18 protein-coding genes are annotated in these 21,222 nt (G+C 43.5%); 6 read left to right on the top strand and 12 right to left on the bottom strand.

The window, feature by feature from the left end; genetic code table 11:
• Positions 1–90: 90 nt before the first annotated feature.
• A complete protein-coding gene (ftsY, locus tag EGV92_RS10225; protein ID WP_131669171.1) occupies positions 91–1,371 on the bottom strand; it encodes a signal recognition particle-docking protein FtsY in 1,281 nt (426 codons plus the stop codon).
• A gap of 444 nt (positions 1,372–1,815) precedes the next feature.
• Here ftsY and EGV92_RS10220 point away from each other — a divergent pair, with 444 nt between their 5' ends.
• From EGV92_RS10220 to EGV92_RS10210, 3 genes are all read left to right on the top strand, one after another.
• Positions 1,816–2,004 carry a hypothetical protein gene (locus tag EGV92_RS10220; protein ID WP_131669170.1) on the top strand — a complete coding sequence of 63 codons (189 nt, stop codon included), beginning with the start codon at positions 1,816–1,818 and terminating at the stop codon, positions 2,002–2,004.
• 76 nt (positions 2,005–2,080) lie between these two features.
• Positions 2,081–3,616, top strand: coding sequence for a M16 family metallopeptidase (locus tag EGV92_RS10215; protein WP_207401780.1), 1,536 nt, complete (start codon positions 2,081–2,083; stop codon positions 3,614–3,616).
• A 209-nt stretch (positions 3,617–3,825) separates the two neighbouring features.
• Positions 3,826–5,502 carry a M16 family metallopeptidase gene (locus EGV92_RS10210; protein ID WP_242678693.1) on the top strand — a complete coding sequence of 559 codons (1,677 nt, stop codon included), beginning with the start codon at positions 3,826–3,828 and terminating at the stop codon, positions 5,500–5,502.
• 164 nt (positions 5,503–5,666) lie between these two features.
• Here EGV92_RS10210 and EGV92_RS10205 read toward each other — a convergent pair whose 3' ends face one another.
• Both EGV92_RS10205 and EGV92_RS10200 read right to left on the bottom strand, forming a co-directional pair.
• A complete protein-coding gene (locus EGV92_RS10205) occupies positions 5,667–6,374 on the bottom strand; it encodes a hypothetical protein (RefSeq protein ID WP_131669169.1) in 708 nt (235 codons plus the stop codon).
• 442 nt (positions 6,375–6,816) lie between these two features.
• Complete coding sequence (locus EGV92_RS10200; RefSeq protein WP_242678692.1) at positions 6,817–7,779, bottom strand: D-Ala-D-Ala carboxypeptidase family metallohydrolase; 963 nt, start codon at positions 7,777–7,779, stop codon at positions 6,817–6,819.
• A 435-nt stretch (positions 7,780–8,214) separates the two neighbouring features.
• Here EGV92_RS10200 and rodA point away from each other — a divergent pair, with 435 nt between their 5' ends.
• Positions 8,215–9,357: a rod shape-determining protein RodA gene (gene rodA / locus EGV92_RS10195; RefSeq protein ID WP_131669168.1), complete on the top strand. Its 1,143-nt coding sequence runs from the start codon at positions 8,215–8,217 to the stop codon at positions 9,355–9,357.
• A 580-nt stretch (positions 9,358–9,937) separates the two neighbouring features.
• Positions 9,938–10,552, top strand: coding sequence for a septal ring lytic transglycosylase RlpA family protein (locus EGV92_RS10190; RefSeq protein ID WP_131669166.1), 615 nt, complete (start codon positions 9,938–9,940; stop codon positions 10,550–10,552).
• Positions 10,553–10,673: 121 nt separating this feature from the next.
• On the opposite strand, the gene radA is transcribed toward EGV92_RS10190, so the two are convergent.
• Entirely contained in the window at positions 10,674–12,110 is a 1,437-nt protein-coding gene (gene radA, locus EGV92_RS10185) for a DNA repair protein RadA (protein ID WP_131669164.1), read from the bottom strand.
• A gap of 315 nt (positions 12,111–12,425) precedes the next feature.
• On the opposite strand from radA, the gene EGV92_RS10180 reads away from it, so the two are divergent.
• Positions 12,426–12,740 carry a hypothetical protein gene (locus EGV92_RS10180; protein ID WP_131669163.1) on the top strand — a complete coding sequence of 105 codons (315 nt, stop codon included), beginning with the start codon at positions 12,426–12,428 and terminating at the stop codon, positions 12,738–12,740.
• A 204-nt stretch (positions 12,741–12,944) separates the two neighbouring features.
• Here EGV92_RS10180 and lptB read toward each other — a convergent pair whose 3' ends face one another.
• From lptB to mutL, 8 genes are all read right to left on the bottom strand, one after another.
• Positions 12,945–13,655, bottom strand: coding sequence for an LPS export ABC transporter ATP-binding protein (lptB, locus tag EGV92_RS10175; RefSeq protein WP_131669289.1), 711 nt, complete (start codon positions 13,653–13,655; stop codon positions 12,945–12,947).
• 346 nt (positions 13,656–14,001) lie between these two features.
• Entirely contained in the window at positions 14,002–14,505 is a 504-nt protein-coding gene (lptA, locus tag EGV92_RS10170) for a lipopolysaccharide transport periplasmic protein LptA (RefSeq protein ID WP_207401784.1), read from the bottom strand.
• Positions 14,506–14,842: 337 nt separating this feature from the next.
• On the bottom strand, positions 14,843–15,439 hold the full coding sequence (gene lptC / locus EGV92_RS10165) for an LPS export ABC transporter periplasmic protein LptC (RefSeq protein ID WP_131669161.1): 597 nt from the start codon (positions 15,437–15,439) through the stop codon (positions 14,843–14,845).
• Positions 15,436–16,005, bottom strand: a complete 570-nt coding sequence (locus tag EGV92_RS10160; RefSeq protein WP_131669160.1) for a KdsC family phosphatase — start codon at positions 16,003–16,005, stop codon at positions 15,436–15,438. Before EGV92_RS10160 ends, lptC begins: the two co-directional genes overlap by 4 nt.
• Positions 16,006–16,132: 127 nt before the next feature.
• Entirely contained in the window at positions 16,133–17,131 is a 999-nt protein-coding gene (locus EGV92_RS10155) for a KpsF/GutQ family sugar-phosphate isomerase (protein ID WP_131669158.1), read from the bottom strand.
• A 291-nt stretch (positions 17,132–17,422) separates the two neighbouring features.
• Positions 17,423–17,944 (bottom strand): RNA chaperone Hfq, encoded by a 522-nt coding sequence (gene hfq / locus EGV92_RS10150; protein ID WP_131669156.1) that lies wholly within the window; start codon positions 17,942–17,944, stop codon positions 17,423–17,425.
• A gap of 246 nt (positions 17,945–18,190) precedes the next feature.
• Positions 18,191–19,318 carry a tRNA (adenosine(37)-N6)-dimethylallyltransferase MiaA gene (miaA, locus tag EGV92_RS10145; RefSeq protein WP_131669155.1) on the bottom strand — a complete coding sequence of 376 codons (1,128 nt, stop codon included), beginning with the start codon at positions 19,316–19,318 and terminating at the stop codon, positions 18,191–18,193.
• Positions 19,308–21,179 (bottom strand): DNA mismatch repair endonuclease MutL, encoded by a 1,872-nt coding sequence (mutL, locus tag EGV92_RS10140; RefSeq protein ID WP_242678691.1) that lies wholly within the window; start codon positions 21,177–21,179, stop codon positions 19,308–19,310. The genes miaA and mutL overlap by 11 nt, the downstream gene beginning before the upstream one ends.
• Positions 21,180–21,222 lie beyond the last annotated feature (43 nt).

Here is a 21,222-nt window from a genome sequence, read left to right as displayed (position 1 = left end):
AGCACCTCGATTATTGATAATGTCCCATCAACACAGCATAATTAAAGCTCATGATCTACTGTAGAGGCTATAGAGACATTGATCGACGCTTTATTCATCTGTCTCAAATAAAGCCGCGACGAACTGCTTCGGACTAAAGGCGCGAAGATCATCGATAGACTCGCCCACACCAATATAACGAATTGGAATATCAGTGGTTTCGGCAATGTTAAATACTACCCCACCTTTGGCAGTGCCATCTAGCTTGGTCACTGTAATACCAGTCAATGGAACGGCTTTATTAAATATTTCAACTTGATTGATAGCATTCTGACCAGTGCCAGCGTCAAGGACGATCATGCCTTCATGCGGCGCGTCAGGATCAGCTTTTCGCATCACACGAACCACCTTTTCAAGCTCCGCCATTAGATGCGTTTTGTTTTGCAGTCGACCTGCAGTATCCGCAATTAACACATCGATATTCTTGGCTTTGGCAGACTGCATGGCATCAAATACTACTGAGGCACTATCAGCCCCATGACCTTGAGCGACGACTGGAATATTATTACGCTCACCCCAGACTTGTAGCTGCTCGGTGGCAGCGGCGCGGAAGGTATCGCCAGCCGCCAACATAACGGACTTGCCTTCACTTTGCAGACGCTTCGCCAATTTACCAATTGTTGTGGTTTTTCCCACCCCATTGACGCCTACCATTAGAATAACAAATGGCTTTTTACTAGTATCGATGACTAATGGCGCTACCTTTGGCTCTAGAATATCAACCAGCTCTTGCTGCAGCGCTTTGTACAATGAGTGCGAGTAAATCAAATCTCCACGAGCTGTCTGCTCTGTGAGGCTCTTGATAATCCGATTGGTCGCATTGACACCTATATCTGCGACCAGCAGCTGATCTTCAACTTCTTCTAATAGCTCGTCATCGATCTCCTTGCCACCGATCAAAATATTGACCATGCCCTCAGCCAAATTCTTACGAGACTTTGACAAGCCAGACTTCATTCGATTAAACCAACTGCCTTTTGACTCTTTAGACTTCCTTTGACTTGTCGACTCGGCAGCGGCTCTATGATCTGAATTGCCCTCATCAATCACAGACGCCTGCTCAGGTAGATTAGGAACGATGGTTGTATTGCTGTCATTAGCTACGGTCGAGGTCGTATTAATAGGCTGAGTAGACGCAAATGATTTATCTAAATCAGCGGTTGAGGCAGACTCAACCTTGAAAGAGTGCTCGTCATTGACTTCGTGACTCTTCTCTTCAATCGCCACCGATTGCACAGGCATACTTGGCAGCGTAATATCGTCATCATCAAGCTCATCTAAACTACCATCAAGATCAATGACTACTCGAGTCGGATTATTCTGATTATTCATATTCCTTGCCTATCATAAATCATTTAATAAAAGTGGCTGAACAGCGCTCAAATAGGTCTATATTTGCTCATACTTTTGATACGCAGCTATATTGCTGGTAGTTTATCATATTTCCCTATTACCCATGCCTGAGTTGGTCATTTTAGCCTATGAGGCTCCCTGAACTAGTGTCTGAGTTAAGTGTCGTTGAGCATTACCAATATTCTCTATAGTCTACCGTTAATGTCTACTTGAAAGCGACTGTATCATTAGATGCCTATGCCTATTAACGATGTGATCTGATAAGGAGCAAAATTAGCTTAAGTTAGCTTTGTTTAAGAATTTCACACAAAAATATGACCAAACAATTGAGTTTTTTAGTTACAGTTCCTTGTGCGTTCTTTAACTTAATTTTCTTATCATGACAACATGAAGAAAAGATACTAAAAATAATAGGATATTGTAATGTCTTTACTGTCAATTAATACCGCAAATGCTAAAAGCAACTTAGCGCCGTACTCTAAGAAGGCGATGACGTTGGCTACGCTATTATTGAGTACTGCTATAGCCGCCACTACACTAAGTGGCTGCACGACCGCTCCTACTGTCAAGCCAACGGTTAGTGTAATGACAGGCGCTCATAAAACCCTGTAAGCGCTATTAATCAAAGCCAATGGCAAAGCCTAATAACCCTGATAATAATAAAATTTAATTATTTTAAGAGAGCATTATGTCGTCTTTTTTTAATACCGCAAAATCAATCAACCCTGTCTCATCCTTAACCAAGCTCGCTCTAGCTATCGGTATTAGTGGCATGTTATTAAGTGGCTGTCAGTCCCTACCCCATGCTACTGCTACCGACCCTGTATCGAAAATCCAATCTACCGATCAGTCTACAACTAAGCCCACTACTACCTCCTCTAATTTAACCATGGACTTATCTGGTCGTCACGAATATAAGCTAGACAATGGCCTAAAAGTTATCATTAAAGAAGACCACCGCGCCCCTGTTGTGATGACACAGCTTTGGTACAAGGTTGGCTCAAGTGATGAGCCTAGTGATAAAGGAGGTATCTCGCATTTACTTGAGCATATGATGTTTAAGGGTACTGAGCAGATATCAGGTACAGATTTTGAGCGATTGATCGCTAAGTACGGCGGCGTCAATAATGCGTTTACCAGCTACGACTATACAGGCTACTATGAGCTATTTCCTGCTAATCGCTTAAGCCTAGCACTAGAGCTGGAAGCCGACCGCATGACCAACTTACAATTTGACCCAGCCGCCTTTGCCAAAGAGCATCAAGTGGTCATGGAGGAGCGGCGCCAGCGCACTGATGACGATCCTATTGCCAAAGCCTATGAGACGTTCCGCCTTCAAGCGCTGCCTGATAGTCCAAAGGGCGAGTCGGTGATTGGGCCTATGGCTGAACTTGAGTCCATCACCTTACCAGATCTTAAGGCTTGGTATAAGCAGTGGTATGTCCCTAACAATGCTACCTTAGTTATAGTCGGCGATGTCAACCCAGATGCTGCCCTCACGCAAGTGAAGCGTTACTTTGCGGACATTCCCAAGAGAGTACTGCCCAAAAGAGCTTCGGTCAGACAGTCAGGATTTCGAGGTTATGAGCAGACGACGACTAAGCAAGCCGTCAAGGTACCTGTGCTAATAATGGCCTACAATGTGCCAAGCTTGTGGTCCACTATAGACAATGACGATCACCAAGCTACTCAATCGCATACTGTGAATAATAAGTCTCCCAAGACCCAATCGCTAGCCCAGCGAAAGGACACCTTTGCATTATCATTAGCTCAAGCTGTCTTAGATGGCGGTCTGTCCTCCAGACTTGAGCGCCGCCTTGTTCGCGAACAAGGCCTTCTTGCTTCAGTCGGCACGTCTTATGATTTACTTGAGCGCGGCGATGGGTTATTCCTGATTCAGGCGACGCCGCGAGAAGGGGTAAGTCTTGAGCAAGTACAGAACGCTATATTGACAGAGATTGAAAAGTTAAAGACCGACCCAATCGCTGCGGATGAGATTACCCGTGCTAAGACCAATACGATGACTGGGCTTATTTACGCTCAAGACAGTATGGAAGGTCAAGCGCAAATGATAGGCTCGCTTCAGTCGATAGGTATAGATGACACACTACTCGCCAAGCTACCAGCAGAACTCGATCAGGTCAGTGTTAGTGATATTCAAAAGGCTGCTAAAACATACTTGGTCAAGGATAACTTATCGGTTATGAATGTCGAACCAGAATAGTACTGTAAATAGAGTCTGTTGATTATGCCAAGCACTAAATCCAGTGTTTACTAGATTCAATGAGCACTGGGTCACGCCTGCGATCAATATTGGGTCATAATTGACTATAAGTAAGGCGTAAAATCACTGATATACAGGCTCTATTATGTATTCAATAGCCAGATGCTCGTAGATTCACAGGACTTAAACTATACTAACTTTGAGACAATATGATGCAAATTAATAACAACCTTGATATTAACCTCAATAATAACAACTTCGATAACACAGCAGATATCTATAACGCTTCCACCACGCTAGCGTACAGTGAAAAACATCAACACACAAAAACGATTCCCAAATGTCAGTCTACTCTTGCAAAATCCCGCTACGGTGTTGCCACCTTTTTAACAGGCTGTTCACTTTTTACAGCTGCATTAGCACTGCCCTCTATAGCACTGGCTGAGCAAGTTGATGACTATCAAAATGAGGATGCCTTAGCCGTACTTGAGGCAACTTCAAATGAGCCGCTGCCTGACTTAGAGAGCCTTGAGAACAGTCCAGAGCTTAAGCTAACCTTACCTGATATTCAGCATTTCCAAACCAAAGCGGGTGTTCCTGTCGCTTTTGTACACTCTAGCGCCTTACCTATTGTCGATGTAGATTTACGCTTTAATGCAGGCAGTGCTAGAGACAATGATATTCGTCCAGACGGTTTTGGTATAGCCGGAATGACCGCAACCATGCTTACCCAAGGCACCAAAACACTGTCCGAAGAGGACTTTACCCGCGCAGTTGAAACCCTAGGTGTAAGTCTTAGTAGTCATGCTTATAAGGACATGTTTACCGTCTCAATTCGCAGCTTATCAGATGAGCAGCACTTAGAGCCAGCTTTGGAGTTGGTCAAACAAATGCTTGCCGAGCCTCGATTTGACGACGACATCCTAGCGCGTAATAAAGCCCAGCTGATGGTGGGATTACAACAGCAGCAGCAAGACCCTAGTAGTGTCGCCAGTCTTGCATTTAATAAAGCTCTATTCGGTGACCACCCTTATGCCCACCCTAGTTCTGGTACCTTAGAGACAGTTCCTACCTTGAGCACTCAGGACTTGGCTGATTTCAAATCGCGCTTTTTAGTCGCAAGCAATGCAAGCTTAGCCATTACTGGAGACTTAACCTTAGATGAGGCCAAGACTTTAGCCGACTCACTGACTCAAGTCCTGCCTAAAGGTCAGCCTGCCCCGACTCTAGCAGACCCCAAACCACTAGACGCAGGAAGGCGAATTCATATTCCTTTTGATAGCACCCAGACTACAGTCATCATGGGACAGTTGGGAGATAAGCGTAGTAATAGCGCGGCCGAACTGCAAAGCCAAGCTAACTTTGCGGTCGGTAATGAAGTATTAGCAGGGGGTGACTTTAACGCAAGATTGATGACCGAGATCCGTAAAAACTTAGGCTATACTTATGGCATCTCCGGTCATATGGCACCAATGCTAGCTCGCGGCTCCTATCAGATTGGCTTTTCGACAAGAAATGATAAAGCAGATGCCGCTATCGATGCGACTTTAGCGACTATTAACTCTACGTTGCAAGATGGTATTAGCGATGAAGAGCTTCAGCTGACCAAAGACAACCTTAAAAACAGCTTTCCGATGAGCTTTGCTAGTAATGCTGGTATAAATGGCTTATTGAGTATGATGAACTTTTATAAGCTGCCAGACAGTTACCTAACAGACTACTTATCTCGAATCGATAAGGTAGACTTAAAAGCTGCCAACGACACTTTAAATCAGAAGATTGAACCTAATAAATTCTTAATAGTCACCGTAGGCAATGGTACTAAAGACGGCCTATCTCCCACCACCAACACGCTAGAAGCTGACCCAACTCCATCTTCAGACTAGCTTTTGTTAGTAAATTAATTTATTAGCTAAGTACACTATTACTAGGCAGACTAACCTGAGGCAAAGGCTAGTCTGCTTTAGTAAGCATTTGTGCTATGGATACCATGATTAGTGACGTTTTATGACATTCATGACTAAACTTAATCATATCGGCATTATTAGCCTTAATTATCAATGATTATTTCGACATCGTAGCTAATTTCTTTCGGTCTATGTGCTGCACCATCGTACTGGAGGCGAATGACATGTTTTTGTGCGCTGGTTACTAGATAGGCACCATTAGCAAAGTCATACAACTCTGGGGCAATCAGTAGTAACTCTAATTGATTATTGTTGCTAGTCACTTGAATGTTTTGACCGGGCTGCGGGTAGAGAAAATAGTCACAATAATTATCAATCATAATATCGTTAACACGTCTGATAACATTGGTGTCAAGCTCCCTTTGAACCAATTTTGGGCATATATCGGCTCGGTTAGCGGCTTTGCGCGCATAAGAGTTTCTTAGGCTCTCCTCTATAGCTTGAGCATCGTTTAAACTGTTGTGACTGCGCGCAATAGAAGCTTGAGCCTTAAGAATGGCCACACTCTGAACAGTATTGCTTTCGCGATCATCTGACTTATCTGTCGCTAACGCGTCAGCATCTGTATTAGCTTGATTTTGCTGACCGTCATCAACCTCGATAAACGTGGCATTAGCTGCTCCCTTGTCATCTTTCCAAGGCTGATTTGCTATATTAACAGCTTGGTCAGGTGTACAACCGACACAGATTAAGGCGCATAATCCTAAAATACTGCTAGTTTTCATAGCACTTCTTGTTTCGTTATTATCTTTGGAATCAGGTGCATTACTACAACCTTCACTCTTTGCCATAGGCCACGCGTCACTAGATAGCGAGAGATTGGTCTGATAGTTATCATCATATGTAAGGTATTTTTTTACAAGCTTAGAGGGCAATGGCAGTAGAGGTTTCAAAAGTAATGATATTATTTTTGGGTGCAATATAAATTGATCAATCGACTTCATAATATTCCTTTTACTCAGCATTATATCTATATTATTTTATAAAATTCACAAAAAAATATAATGTTATCAATTAGATACCTAACAACAATATTAGTTATTTAACTGAGCAAAATTATTAATGGCCATAAGACGCTAGCCGTTAAGTCTACGTTAGTACAATCCAAACAGTAAAATTTAGATCAGCTATTTATTATTTTAACATTTTTAAAAAAAGTTGCAGGATTCATCAAAACTAAAATTTTATCTAGATTTCAATGATTAAATTAACACATATCAACAGCATTAGTTATTAAAATCGACAAGATGAACGACTACTTGCATAGTTGCCTCCCCATTTACGATGCCCTTGAGTATCAATATGAATTGATCCTGTTGGATAAAGGCCTAGACCAAAGTTATAGGATACTCCCTGATATAGCCAAAACTCACAAAGACTGTCTTGCATCGTTTGAATTCGCCAAAGATCATTTTCAAATTCTGGAACCCAGATATCTATAGCACCATTACTCATATGCTTACTGCTGCTAGCTCCACCCGCACATTGATTAAGGTCGGGACTACGATACACTGACCGTATCACTGTACCTGAAGGTAATACACCTTGCTGCTTAAGGACAGAATATAGCTTAAGCGTCGGTACCATGTTTTGCCACAAATACTGCGGCGGTAGTTGATAAGGCTCATAGCCACACTCTTCCCAGCTACGGGCTGTAGTGAGAAGCTGCTCCATAGGCGGGACATTATACGCACCAACTTGAGCACTCAAATAACGCTGATAATTAGCGACCTGTTCAGCGCGGTATGGATTAGCATTGAGCCAGCGCTTAAAGTCTAGAGTATCGATAGTAATACCAGCACTATAAGGTGCTGCATAAGTGCTACGGCGACCTTGGGATCGCACTTGACTGCGCTCATCAATAGATAATTGAGACTGGCGACTTTGCTCGAATTCTCGCTGTTTTTGTTGGATTAACCCTTGCAGGGTATCGCCCGCTACTGTCCGAGAGGCAAAGACATACTCCGTCATATCATTTGCCAGATTATTATCGGCTGCTGCATAGTTGGTAGCTAATGGAGTGGTTACAGTGTTGCCATTCGCAGAGTTCGCTATTCGGCGAATCTGATACTCACTGCTATCTGATATTATAGCCGCATTGGCACTCATCGCTATTGACCATGTGCTAACGCCTAAGGCAGTCAGCAGAGTAACATATCGGAATTTACCGCTGAGGCAGTTATAATAGTTAGCCATGTGTTTGCCTTTACCTTTGTTATTATACTTACCAATCTGACTGTTGCTTTGTTGAAATGCTAAAGACAGCGCTAAGCATCTGACAGCAATATAGCGGCTAGGGTATTGCAGCAAGTATATAGTTAAGTTATAAAACTGGTGACACAATTCAATAAACTCTAAGCGCATATTGAGTCATCATTTTAGCTAAAAACATCTTGTTGATACTATCAAAAATTTGATTCGCAAGCTAAACTATTGACCTTCATTGTGTAACTACTGCGATATTTTAAGTGTTATCTTGCCACTGTCGTCTGCACTGTCTTGATTATTTATTAAGATTAAATATTGAAACCGTTACTCTTACACCACTCTGTTGGGCTAGCTATTAACACATAGCGATGTGGCAGTACTTCTTAATCCAATCTCTCTTTATTAATAATCGACCTTGAGCTTATGTCATCCAATCAGCAATACCGATTTTCACGTCAGAGCCATCATCTAGGACGTGATTTTACGCCCTCAATTTGGCAGCGCATTCATATAGATCCTTGGTTGACTTTACTATTGTTAACGATCTGCTTTATTGGCTTGACTATCTTGTATAGCGCCTCCACTCAAGACGTCAGCATGGTCATAAGGCAGATTGTGAGTTATGGTTTAGCTTTTGTCGTTATGTATGCCATGGCACAGATACCGCCTAGCTTTTACCGTACTCTGACTCCGATATTTTATTTATCAGGTGTCGTATTGCTGGTACTGGTGGATGTCATCGGTGAGGTGCGGATGGGCGCACAGCGTTGGATTCGTATTCCAGGATTTGGTAGTGTTCAGCCCTCAGAGTTTATGAAGCTGGGTATGCCGATGATGTGTGCCTGGTTCTTATCTAAGCGCGACTTACCTCCCAGTATCTCTAGTGTGGCTGCCACTTTGGCACTTATCGTCGTACCCGTATTGCTGATCGCTAAAGAGCCTGATCTTGGTACGTCGTTACTGGTCGCTGCTAGTGGGATATTTGTATTATTTTTAGCAGGACTACCTTGGTGGATGATCGGTAGCGCTATTGCAATGCTCATTCCATTGACGGCTTTTGCTTGGCAGTTTTTGCTGCATGACTATCAGCGTACTCGGGTATTGACCCTACTAAACCCTGAAGCTGACGCCCTAGGGGCAGGCTGGAATATTATGCAATCTAAGACAGCCATTGGCTCTGGTGGTCTCACTGGCAAAGGCTACTTAGAAGGTACTCAGTCGCACTTACACTTTTTGCCAGAAGGTCATACCGACTTCATTATTGCTGCATTCTCTGAGGAGTTCGGGCTACTTGGGGTAATGCTACTGATGTTCTTTTACGCTTGTTTACTTATTCGAGCGCTCTATATCGCCTATGTCAATCCAGATGCCTACTCAAGGTTATTAGCTGGGGCTATAGCCTTATCATTTTTTGTTTATGTCTTTGTCAATGTAGGCATGGTCGGTGGTATCTTACCTGTGGTTGGTGTGCCACTACCATTTATCAGCTATGGTGGTACGGCTATTGTCACCTTAATGGCTGGGTTTGGTTTACTCATGTCTATCCATACCCACCGTGGTCAATAGTCATTGATACATGAGGATATCGCATAGCCCTTTAGATAACTATTTATATAGATTTGGCACTCTTTTTTAGTGGCACGCTAGTCAGCCAAACTAATTTTTTACTTGTTATTTGTATTAATTTACGGTAGTCTTTTTGAGTATGCTTCTTAAACAAAAATCATACATTTAACTTTTATGACCTACATACGGTTAATTATTAGGTTATATTTTATTGTTACCCTACATGATTGAACACTCTTTTATGAAGGCAAGCTAAGGTTGATATTGCCTATTTAATCACTGTTAATACTCGCTAGCAAATATGATTACGCTTATCCGATCAGAGTGATGAGTCATCATATTTATAAGATAGTCACGATATAGAGTATTGCAATTGATTAAATACGCCCCTATATATTTGACCTTGGTTAACTCCCTTTTTGGCCCCTCTAATTAGTATCGCTGACAGTTTGCACAGTAATTTTAGACACAAGCTGTCCGATGAATAAGTGTCATAATAGAGGATGTGGCATAACGCTAGCTTAACAATTATCTAAGTTAATAGCGTTATGCCAGTAGTCAACACCATTATGAGGTACCTATGAACAAGCGTCTTTCTGGTCTTATTATGATGTCAGCGACTTTTTTTTGCGCTGGCACAGCAATGGCCTCAAGTGCTCGTGCTGTTGAAACGCCAACGGCACCGTTACTGTCTCAAGACTCTACTCCAAACATAGACCGCGTATTAAGCGAACTGACCAAGCAACACAACAATGCGTCAAGCCTAGTAAAGTCAGCGCGTCAGCCTACATCTTTAGCCTTGAATAGCCCACTTTTGACAGCGCAAAGTGACATCGTTACTAACGATGATGATGTGCTAGAGCGCTTAACTGCTGTCGCCTCTAATACGGTCAGCAAGTTCAAGCAAACGGGACTGGCTTCATGGTATGGTCGTAAATTTCATGGCCGTAAGACGGCAAGCGGCGATACCTTCGATATGAACGCCATGACCGCAGCTCATCGCTCCTTACCGCTAAACTGTTACGTTAAGGTTACTAATAAATCTAATGGTAAAAGTGTGGTCGTTAAAGTTAACGACCGTGGTCCTTTCCATGGTAACCGTGTTCTTGACTTATCGTATGGCGCTGCCAAAAAGCTCGGCATCACCAGTAAGGGTGTCGGTAATGTTTCAATCGAGCGCGTTTCTGGACCATAACTCTAGATCTTTATCTTTGCCCTTAGCGCTTCTATAATTTATTAAAGCCTCAATATCTATTGAGGCTTTTTGTATGGCAAGACTATGCTGTTAAGGACTTTCGTGGTTTTATCAAAATACTCTAGTCAATCTCAAAGGCACGCTCAAGGGCATCATCAAGCCTATCAACAGCGATCACCTCGATGCCCTTAAATTGTGTAGAGTTCTTAGTAGGGGCATTGGCCTTAGGCACTATCGCATAAGTAAAGCCGTGTTTCATCGCCTCTTTTAAACGCTCTTGACCATTAGGAACGGGGCGAATCTCCCCCGATAGTCCTACCTCACCGAATACCGCAAGCGAAGAAGGCAGAGGCTTTTCTTTAATACTAGAAGCACAGGCTAATAGTACAGCCAAGTCTGAGCCTGTCTCAATGACTTTAACGCCCCCCACTACGTTAACATAGACATCTTGACCACTAGTATGAATACCACCATGGCGATGCATAACCGCCAGTAGCATTGATAAGCGCTGAAAATCGAGACCTAATGCCATTCGTCTAGGTTGCCCTTGGGCATCATCCACGAGTGCCTGAACTTCGACCAATAGTGGGCGAGTCCCTTCTCGGCTGACCATGACCACAGACCCTGCTATCGGCTTATCATAACGACTCAAAAATATCGCCGATGGATTGGCCACTTCTTTCAAACCCAAATCGGTCATACCAAATATTCCCAGCTCATTGACCGCGCCAAAGCGGTTTTTAACGGCGCGAATCATTCGAAAACGCGAATCAGACTGACCTTCAAAGTACAGTACAGTATCGACCATATGCTCAAGAACTCTTGGCCCTGCTAATGAGCCTTCTTTGGTCACATGCCCCACTAAGAATAGTGCTGTGCCCGTCTGTTTGGCATAACGAGTCAGCATAGCGGCCGATTCACGAATTTGGCTAACCCCTCCTGGTGCAGAGCTGATAGCATCGGTATATAGCGTCTGAATGGAGTCGATAATAGCAATGGCTGGCTGCTCTTGTGTCAACGCTGAGCAAATTGTCTCAACATTAGTCTCAGCAAGGACTCGCAGCCTATCTGCGGGTAGCCCCAGACGCTGAGCGCGCATGGCCACTTGCGAGAGTGACTCTTCGCCTGTGATATAAAGGGCACTACCAGCAGGTGACTCTATCCGCGCCATATTGGTCGCAGTTTGCAACAAAATCGTAGATTTACCGATACCTGGAGGGCCACCTATTAGCACGACAGAGCCTGCGACCAATCCGCCGCCCAATACTCGATCAAACTCGCTAATCCCAGTAGGCAGCCGCGTATCAAAAGTTACATTGACGGCATTGAGTGGCATGACTGCGCTATGTGATCCAGAGTAGTTACCGCCCAGCGTTGACTTAGAGCCCGAGGCGGTTTTGGCTGAGGACTTTGCAACGTTTGCTTTATGATGGGGCATGCTAACGTTGGGTGCTTCAACCAAGCAGTTCCATTCTCCACAGTCACTACACTGACCTGACCACTTGCCAAAATGTGCCCCGCACTCTTGGCAAACGTAGCTGCTTTTATTTTTTGCCATTTGAATCCTTGATTATATTTACTCTCATCTTATAAAAGTACTTTCTAAGCTGTTGTTACAATTGGTTTTTAAGCAATGTAGTATCTTCCCCTACTGACATGCGGTTATCTCTCTACTCAAATGCAGTATGAATTTGATACGGTTACTAATTAACTTTTAATACTAAAATAACACTATAGAATATATTAACAATATTAAATACATAACTAAATATATAGCTCAATAATGAAAAATTTTACTGTTGTATTAACCGTTACTTATTTAGCACTCTATGTTGGTTACCCTGGATATTAAGATTATAAATATACGCAGCAAATGCGTGAGCAGGTACAAGCTGAACATGTAGATATCGCTGCGATAAAAGGATTGTCAATTGAAGGGCAGTTTGTGAGTAACTACCTTTTTTTAGAAATGAGATTTAAGCTAACCGGAATAGCAGTTGCCGATCTGCCGCTCTCTATCAAAAAAAAGATACGTCAGGGCATCAAAGTTATTGCCTGCCGAAACTTAAGCGCGCTTGAAGGCAAAAGCCGACTTTATATTAAAACTAAGGTATTAGAGGAGGATCGCGTCTCTATTAGAATCATCGCTAGGAAGCTGACAACCATATTACTGGGCGCACGCAGGTAATATCAAGATGCGCCAATTTTGAAGACTGTAGGTATCACGTCTCATATTTATTATTGGAATGCACTTTTTGCAGCCTTTGTTGGTACGTCCGCAACAAGCCAGAACAATTTATATCAGTACCGTAGCATAACTTAAAGATCTATTATACTTAGAGTCGACTGTAGCACTGCACAGCAAAGACCTCAGTGATTATACTGCTAACAACTACACTTGAAAGTCTTTGCCCAAATAGACTGACTTTACCAACTCGTCATTTAAGATGTCCTGAGGCGACCCTTCAGCGATTATAGAGCCTTCGGAGACAATGTAGGCTTTTTCACATATCGCTAAGGTTTCGCGGACATTATGATCGGTAATCAGTACACCAATACCACGCTTTTTGAGGGCAATAATAACGTCTTTAATATCACTAACAGAGATTGGATCGACTCCTGCAAACGGCTCATCCAATAAGATAAACTTAGGATTAGCGGCCAATGCCCTTGCTATCTCACAGCGGCGGCGCTCCCCTCCAGAGACACTCATACCCAATGAGTGACGAACGTGGGCCAAATGAAACTCACCGATTAACTTCTCAAGCTCATCCCTTTGCTGCTGCTTATCTAAGTCGCGCCGCGTCTGTAAGATCGATAAAATATTATCTTCAATTGTCAGCTTGCGAAAGATTGACGCTTCTTGTGGCAAGTAACCTATTCCTGCACGCGCGCGCTCATGCATAGCATATTTTGACAAATCTACATTACCAAGCGTCACGCGGCCCTTATCCATATTGACCAAACCGACTACCATATAAAAACTAGTCGTCTTTCCCGCCCCATTAGGGCCAAGTAATCCAACAACTTGACCCTGCTCTACCGAAAAGGAGACGTCTTTAACGACCCAGCGTTTCCCATAGCGCTTGCCCAAATGCTGCATAACCAATCTTGGCGTAGTCGCAATATTAGTGGCGATACTAGGGACAATATCAGTGGCAGCATCAGTAGCTATCTCTGTCTGTATACCCTCATAAGAAGCATTATCCTTATCCCTACCAGCATCAGTAGGCTTCGATGGGTTAGAGTTGATACGATCACTAATGGCCGATGAAGACTTCGAAGAGGGCGAGGCGCTACTAGAATTTAAATCACTCATAAATAACTCAACGACTGTTGGCTTGCCTGCTGACTTTTACTGCTCATCTTAAGAAGAGAAGACACAAGCTTAGATAATATTATATTGCCATCCCTACCCATCCATCAGGTATTGATAACTAGCAAGTAGACTAGCGCAAACTTTGCTGCGACGCATTGCTATTAGGGGGGAAGACTAGCTCGACTCGTTGGCTGCCGCCTGCAGTAGCTTCGACATCCCCAGCCTTAAGACTGTAGCGAATGACATTACCAGCAAAGCTTGCACCATTTTGCGTGAGTCTGGCATTGCCGGTTAGGGTGATAATTCCAGTGACAGCATTATAGTCAATCTTATTAGCCTGGCCTTTCGCAAGCCCTTTTTCTTTAGTGATGACTTGCTGCATCGTCGCAGGGCTACCAGTAGCAATCGCTGAATTGATACTACGGTTTGAGGAGAGGTTAACCGTAATATTATTCGCTGTCAGCTTTAACGTGCCTTGGGTAATGATGACGTTGCCTGAATAGCTGGTCACGCCTGTACGCTCGCTATAGGTGGCTTTGTCTGCTAATAAACGAATAGGTTCATTGGCATCAGATGGCAAGGCATGGGCAGAGAGGCTAACGCCTATCAAGCTTGATATTAATAATCCAGCCATTAGTCTGCTAGAAGTGGCAGTACCATTTGACAGAAGAGGAGTGCTGCTAGTAGAAATAGAGGTCATAGATAATACTCATTAATCATTAGATCACCCTGTTAAAGTAACACTGATGACAGTTTAATGGGGCCGAATTATAAATTTATGCTATCACAACCTTATAAATCTTCTCTAAAGTATCCTAACGCTTCAATGTTAACTGAAAAACTAACTTAAGCATAAATAGACAGACTGTGAAGGCATAAAATAAAGCTGAAGTAAGAAGATATAAGTGACACCATAAGTAGCGTACTATCGCTCATATCTACAAGCTTGTAATCATAGTCAAACGTAGCCTTTAAAATAGCTTAGCATCTTGTCGCTCAGGTGGCATAAAAGTAATGGCGATTTGGCCAAACTCGTACTCCCCTGCTTCTAAGTTTGCTTTCATGCTAGCTGCCTCAAAGCGATTATCCCCTTGAACGACTTTAACAGGGTCATTGCTATAGACAGCTCGCTCCTTAGTATTACCCATCAGTGTCTGACCTGTAATCGTTATCGGCGTGGCCGCTGACGAGCTATTACTAGAGTCTGGCAGTCCTTTACTGCTTAGTAAGAACCCACCAGAGAGCTTTAGCTCCCCTGTCTGCTGATTAATGGCTGCAGATCCGGCTTCTATACGATAACGCTGCTCAGTCCCTGGTGCCCAATTCATCGTAATACCAGACATCTCATCTTGGTTAGTCGTGGGATTGTGGGTCAATGAGTCGGCGTTAAGCTCATACTCAGTATCTCCCTCATCGTTGGTCTGTACTGCCTTAATATCTGTCGCCTCATAGTCTACTTCAGACGGTTCGATATTTATCTTAGGGGCAACTGACTCCTGCTTGTGAAAAAACCAAGCAGCTACTGCCGCGACAATCAACGCCACAAAGATGAGAACTTTAGCATTCACGAGCGATCAGTCCCATCGATATCGCTCTTTAAGACATAGCCTGCTATAAAGTCATCATAATGCCCATGACCTTTTAGTATTAAATCACAGACTTCGCGAACCGCGCCGCAACCGCCAGCATTGGTCGTTACCATATCGACTCGATTGATCACCTCTGAATGCGCATTAGGTACAGTGGCAGCAAAGCCAACAGACTGCAAGGCCTTAATATCTGGCAAGTCATCACCCATATAAGCGCAATCTTGGGCTGATATATTACTGCCGTCAGCTTGCAGATCTTTTAACAGCTCTTGTAGAGCCACCAGCTTGTCATCACGACCCTGAACCAGATGGTCAATACCGATCTCATTAGCACGCTTTTCTACCATTGGGCTAGTACGACCCGTGATAATGGCAGTTTTGATACCATACTTGCCTAAAGCCTTAGTACCAATACCATCTTGAACGGAAAAGGCCTTGGTCTCTACCCCATTAGCGTCATAAATAATCTTACCGTCTGATAATATCCCATCGACATCTAACACCAACATTTTTACTTTACTGGCTTTTTCTAGCAAATCTTTCATCGTAGTCTCTTATTAACAATCTGTTATTAGTAATGTGTTAATAGCAATCTATTATTAGCATCGACTTTAAGGTTGGTAGTCAGCTATATTAGCCAAATTAGGTTAAATAGTTCGTCATGATTCAGCGTTATTTAACCCCTGCTTGTAGCAGATCATGAACCGTAATAATACCTTCAAGCGACTGATCTTCATCTAAAATTAGCAGCTGATTAATACTCTTTTCGTTCATGACGCTAAGCGCATCCGAAGCACGCATATTTTTATTCACACTCTGCGGTGATTTAGTCATAACGTCACTGATAGTTGTCGCCAGATCGATACCTTTCTCAAGACCTCGGCGCAAATCACCATCGGTAAAGACGCCAACTACCTTATTACTGCTCCCTACGCTATTATCGCCCTCGACAATGACGGTCATGCCCAGTCTTCCACTAGTCATTGTAAATAACGCTTCATGCAGCGCCGCAGTAGACTGAACAATAGGTAATGACTCACTTAGGGGATGCATCAAATCCTCAACGCGCATCAGTAGCTGTCGACCCAAAGCACCTGCTGGATGTGACAACGCAAAATCTTCTGAGGTAAATCCGCGCGCATGCACCAATGCCACAGCTAAAGCATCGCCTAACGCTAAGGTTGCTGTGGTACTAGAGGTTGGTGCTAGTCCTAACGGACAGGCTTCGTCAGACTGCCCTAGCGTTAGCGCAATATCTGCCGACTTGGGTAAGATACCACGCTTATCCCGACTAATACTGATTAGCGGAATCTCTAACCGCTTAACGACTGGCAATAAGGTCTTGATCTCGTCAGACTCACCAGAGTTTGAAATGGCAATTAACACATCACCTTTTACCAACATACCTAGATCGCCATGACCTGCCTCACCAGGGTGCATAAAGAATGCAGGTGTCCCTGTCGAGGCAAAGGTAGCTGCCATTTTTCGGCCGATCAATCCCGACTTACCCATTCCGGTGACAACCACCCGGCCCTCGCACTGCAAAATTGTCTCACAAGCACGGGCAAATCTATTATCTAGCTGTTCAATCAATAAACTTAGTGCGGCTTGCTCAGTTTGAATAGCATTAACTGCTGTCTCAATGAATTGATCATCGCTCAAATTCGTCATGAAATCACTCTGCTTATCTAAACCACTAAAGTCTGCGAGTATAGATTAAATCGTAGACATTACCAAATATAGGGGCAAACCGCTTAGAGAATTATCAAGTCCCCAGCTAACAAGTACAATTCTAAGGAGTTTAACAATGGTAGCACCGCCAGACAACTTATCAAGCGATCTATAGAGTTCTCCTTAAAAAATGACCTACTTAATAGTAGGTCAATAGATAGCACATAGATTAGATAGCTACAGCTACTAGATTGGCCGATTAAGCCCCCCTTTGATAACTAGCTGTGATAATTAGCTGTTATTGCCAAAGTCATCTTTAGGCGCGTCGTCGAAATCGTCATGACCATTATCGCCTTTAGGCTCAAAGCTGCGCTCTTCAAAGCCGCGATCTTGGACAAAGCCGCCGCGCTCAAAGCCGCGATCTTGGGAGAATCCACGATCTTGAGGGAAGCCACGGTCTTGATTGAAGCCGCCACGGTTAAAGCCGCCTCGATTACCACCGAAACCACCGCCTTGATCAAAACCACCACGCTCAAAGCCTCCAACCATAGGACCTGCGCCTTGATAGCCACCTTGCATACCACCTGTTGTTGCTGGATTACTGCCTCGTGGGTTGCGCGCTGGCACTACGGTTGAAATAGCATGCTTATAGACCATTTGACTAACGGTATTTTTTAGCAAAACCACGTATTGATCAAATGACTCTATCTGGCCTTGTAGTTTTATACCATTAACCAAAAAGATAGAGACTGGAATTCTGTCTTTTCTAAGTGAGTTTAAGAAAGGATCTTGTAGGGTTTGTCCTTTAGACATGAGATAACTCCTGAAAATAGCGTAATAAATAAAAATAAATTAAGTATGATTATTCAAGATTCATAGAATCAAAAATTATAAATAATTTATAAAAGCAAGATAAATTTATATGTCCAATTGGAGGAGGACGCTATTTCGCCAAACATCATGTCGTAATCTGACTTATCTACAACAATATTTTCCATGGGCTGCTTATTAATAGATATAAAACATTAATAGATATAAAATTTATCAAACTTTACAAAGTTATTTTAAGTATGGTCTTACTTCTTTAATAGAGTCAAAAATATGCAATGATGGAGCAAGAACAATACGTTCAGATAAGCTATCCGATGAAGACAAATTACAGGAGAGCTTATTCAGTTTACGGAGCCATGTATACTGACGTTTTGCCAGTTGCCGTGTTGCATATAATGCCTTATTTCGCATCTCATAACAAGCGAGCTTCTGTACCTCAGTGTGGTGGTTTGGTAGAGAAACTGTAGCAGTTTGAACGCTATTTTTACTGGGCAAAAATGCCTTGTAAAATTGCTCACTATCGAGATGATCAAGCTCTAAAACTGGGTGTGAAATCCTTACTAAATATTCTAAAACCTGTCGATAGCCCACGCAGCGCATTGATGCCAAATCTGGAGACAATGCATAGTGTTTAAGTAGGCTAATAACTTCATTAACCAATCCTTGCTGCCACATAATATCCAACCGCTGTTCAATGCGCTCGTGAAGCCAAGTGCGATCAGGCATTATTGTTAATCCATACCACTGATGGCCGCTTTCTAGCGCTAAAGCTCGTTTAGGCTGGGCTTGCCACTCACTCATCGCTCGACCAGTCTGCTTGAACACTTCTACCGCGCGAGTAATGCGCTGCGTATCAGCGGGCTTCAATTTAGCATGGCTAACAGGATCTACGTTTGCCAAATACTGGTACAGGGTATCAATGCCCTCGGCTTGACGCCACTGCTCTACTTCGGCTCGAACCTGAGCATCACTATCCGGCACATTTGAGATGCCCTCAAACAGCGCCATATAGTACATCATTGTGCCGCCAACCAGTAACGGAATTTTACCTTTTTCGTGAATACTAGGGATAAGGCGCTCCACATCCCGAACAAACTCTGCCACACTGTAGCTTTGTGTCGGATCGATAATATCTACCAAATGATGGGGATAGCTCTTAAGCTCATCCGCCGTTGGTTTTGCCGTACCGATATTCATATCCCGATATACCAGCGCCGAATCTACAGAGATCAGCTCATAGCGTCCTGAATCATATAGCTCATATGCCAATGCAGTTTTGCCGCTAGCCGTTGGCGCCATGAGACAGACGACACTATTGTTGTCAATGTTAAGCTCATTCATCTTATTAACTGTCATTACGGTTACCGCTTGGTTCTATCAAATTGTTCAGCATAATTTGAAGTAACTGCTCTATACCTAATACCGCCATGGAGTAGTGATTTAGGCTATCGATCAGCTGACTTCTTGCGGCTTCGTCATTCGAGATTCCTGATAGACAGTCGTTATAGTGATGACGAATCGCTATAGCATCCTGACCACTATCGATTTCTACAACTTTCTTATCGTCCTCTTGTAGCAATAGTTTAAGAAGCTCTTGATAGCTTATTACAAAATGCTGGTCACGCCAGTAAAGTAATAGCAAAGGAGTATCGACACTATACTCAGTGAAATCATGGTCAACAGAGCCACTATTATCTGGCCGCTTAGTGATGACTTTTAGTAGTCTCGGTAAATCGTCTAATCCTTGAGAGTTTGACAACGCCGTTGGCAATGGTCTTGCACTTACTATCGCCTTATCTATATTGGCAAGATGGTCTTGCTCATGCCTTTGCACAAGGTTGTTCATACTGCCAAGATTGTTATTGAACGAAGTACTAGAGAAGTCATTGCTATCTGTTAACTGACCGTGAACCTGACTGGTATTAGATAGTGAATTTGCCGAACTTTTAGCCGTTCGATAAGCCTGAGTGCGTTCTTTAACCTGCCGCTGATCGCTTACTAATGGATTATCCGAATAACTGGTTGAAGAATTCGATTGTATTCTCTTGGAACTAAAAACCCCGAGCTTTGCTTTAATCGCATAGTCGAGATGCGCCATAATATTAGCCAGCGCATGAATCTTAATGCGCTGCTTACTCGGATGCACATTCACGTTAAGCCAATGCGTGGGCAGTTGGAAATACAGCGCATAACCACAGGCAGTCGTCGCCGCACTTTGAATGGTTTGGCGCAATTGGCTAGCAATGATCTGGTCTTTAATAAGGCGACCATTGACATAGATAAGCTTAGGAAGTGATGGCGGCGACTGATACTGCTGCGCAGTCCAAAGCCAGCCCTCAATTTGCGGATTGCCCAAAATTTGTGACTCACTACCGTAAGTAAGGCTGTCATCTACCGTCACTGGCGCTGAAGTACTTTCACGCTGCGACTCTAGCAAACCTGCCAAATCCACAATTAAAGGCACACTTTGCGCGGTTAATGACATACCAAGCGCTTGCTCTAATCGTGATAAAGGCAAACGACCAACTTTGTCACTATCCCCTAACAGATCAGCATTGAGCACTTCATTATCTGCTTGTGCTTCACTCGCCAGCAGAACTAAGCGCTTTTTTTGTTCGTGATATAAGGTTAAGCTAACATCGGCATAAGCCACAGCAACCTCACGAACCACAGATTCGATATGGGCGAACTCAGTAGCGACGGATTTTAGATTACCGCGACGCGCAGGTACATTAAAATACAGGTCTTTGACCAGAACCGTCGTACCTTGCGAGTGAACTATCGGCGCTAATATGGGCGACTCTTCTAAGATACCTGCGACACTTAACTGCCGACCAATGCCACTATCGTCATGACTGCTCGATAAGGTCAATCTCGATACCGCCGCTGTCGATGCCAATGCTTCACCGCGAAAACCTAAGGTGGTAATACCTTGAAGGTTAGCCACATCCGCGACTTTGCTGGTCGCATGCCGCGTGACCGCCATCACCATATCATCAGGATGAATCCCGCAGCCATTGTCACTGACTTCAATCATGCCCATGCCGCCCTGAGTGACTTTAATCTCAATTTGGGTAGCACCGGCGTCAATGGCATTCTCTAGCAGCTCTTTGACCACAGAGGCTGGCCGAGTGACAATCTCGCCTGCGGCCAATTGATTGATTAATAATGGCGGTAGTTTTTTGATCCGTGAATGACAGGAATTGTTGGAAGACATCATCGGTGGCATAGAAGGGAGACTTATATAGTTTGGATAGTCT

Origin of the sequence: Psychrobacter pygoscelis (assembly GCF_004335015.1) — a bacterium.
GTDB classification, from domain to species: domain Bacteria; phylum Pseudomonadota; class Gammaproteobacteria; order Pseudomonadales; family Moraxellaceae; genus Psychrobacter; species Psychrobacter pygoscelis.
Note: the sequence above shows the minus strand (reverse complement) of the source record. Positions and strands in the feature narration are given on the sequence as shown.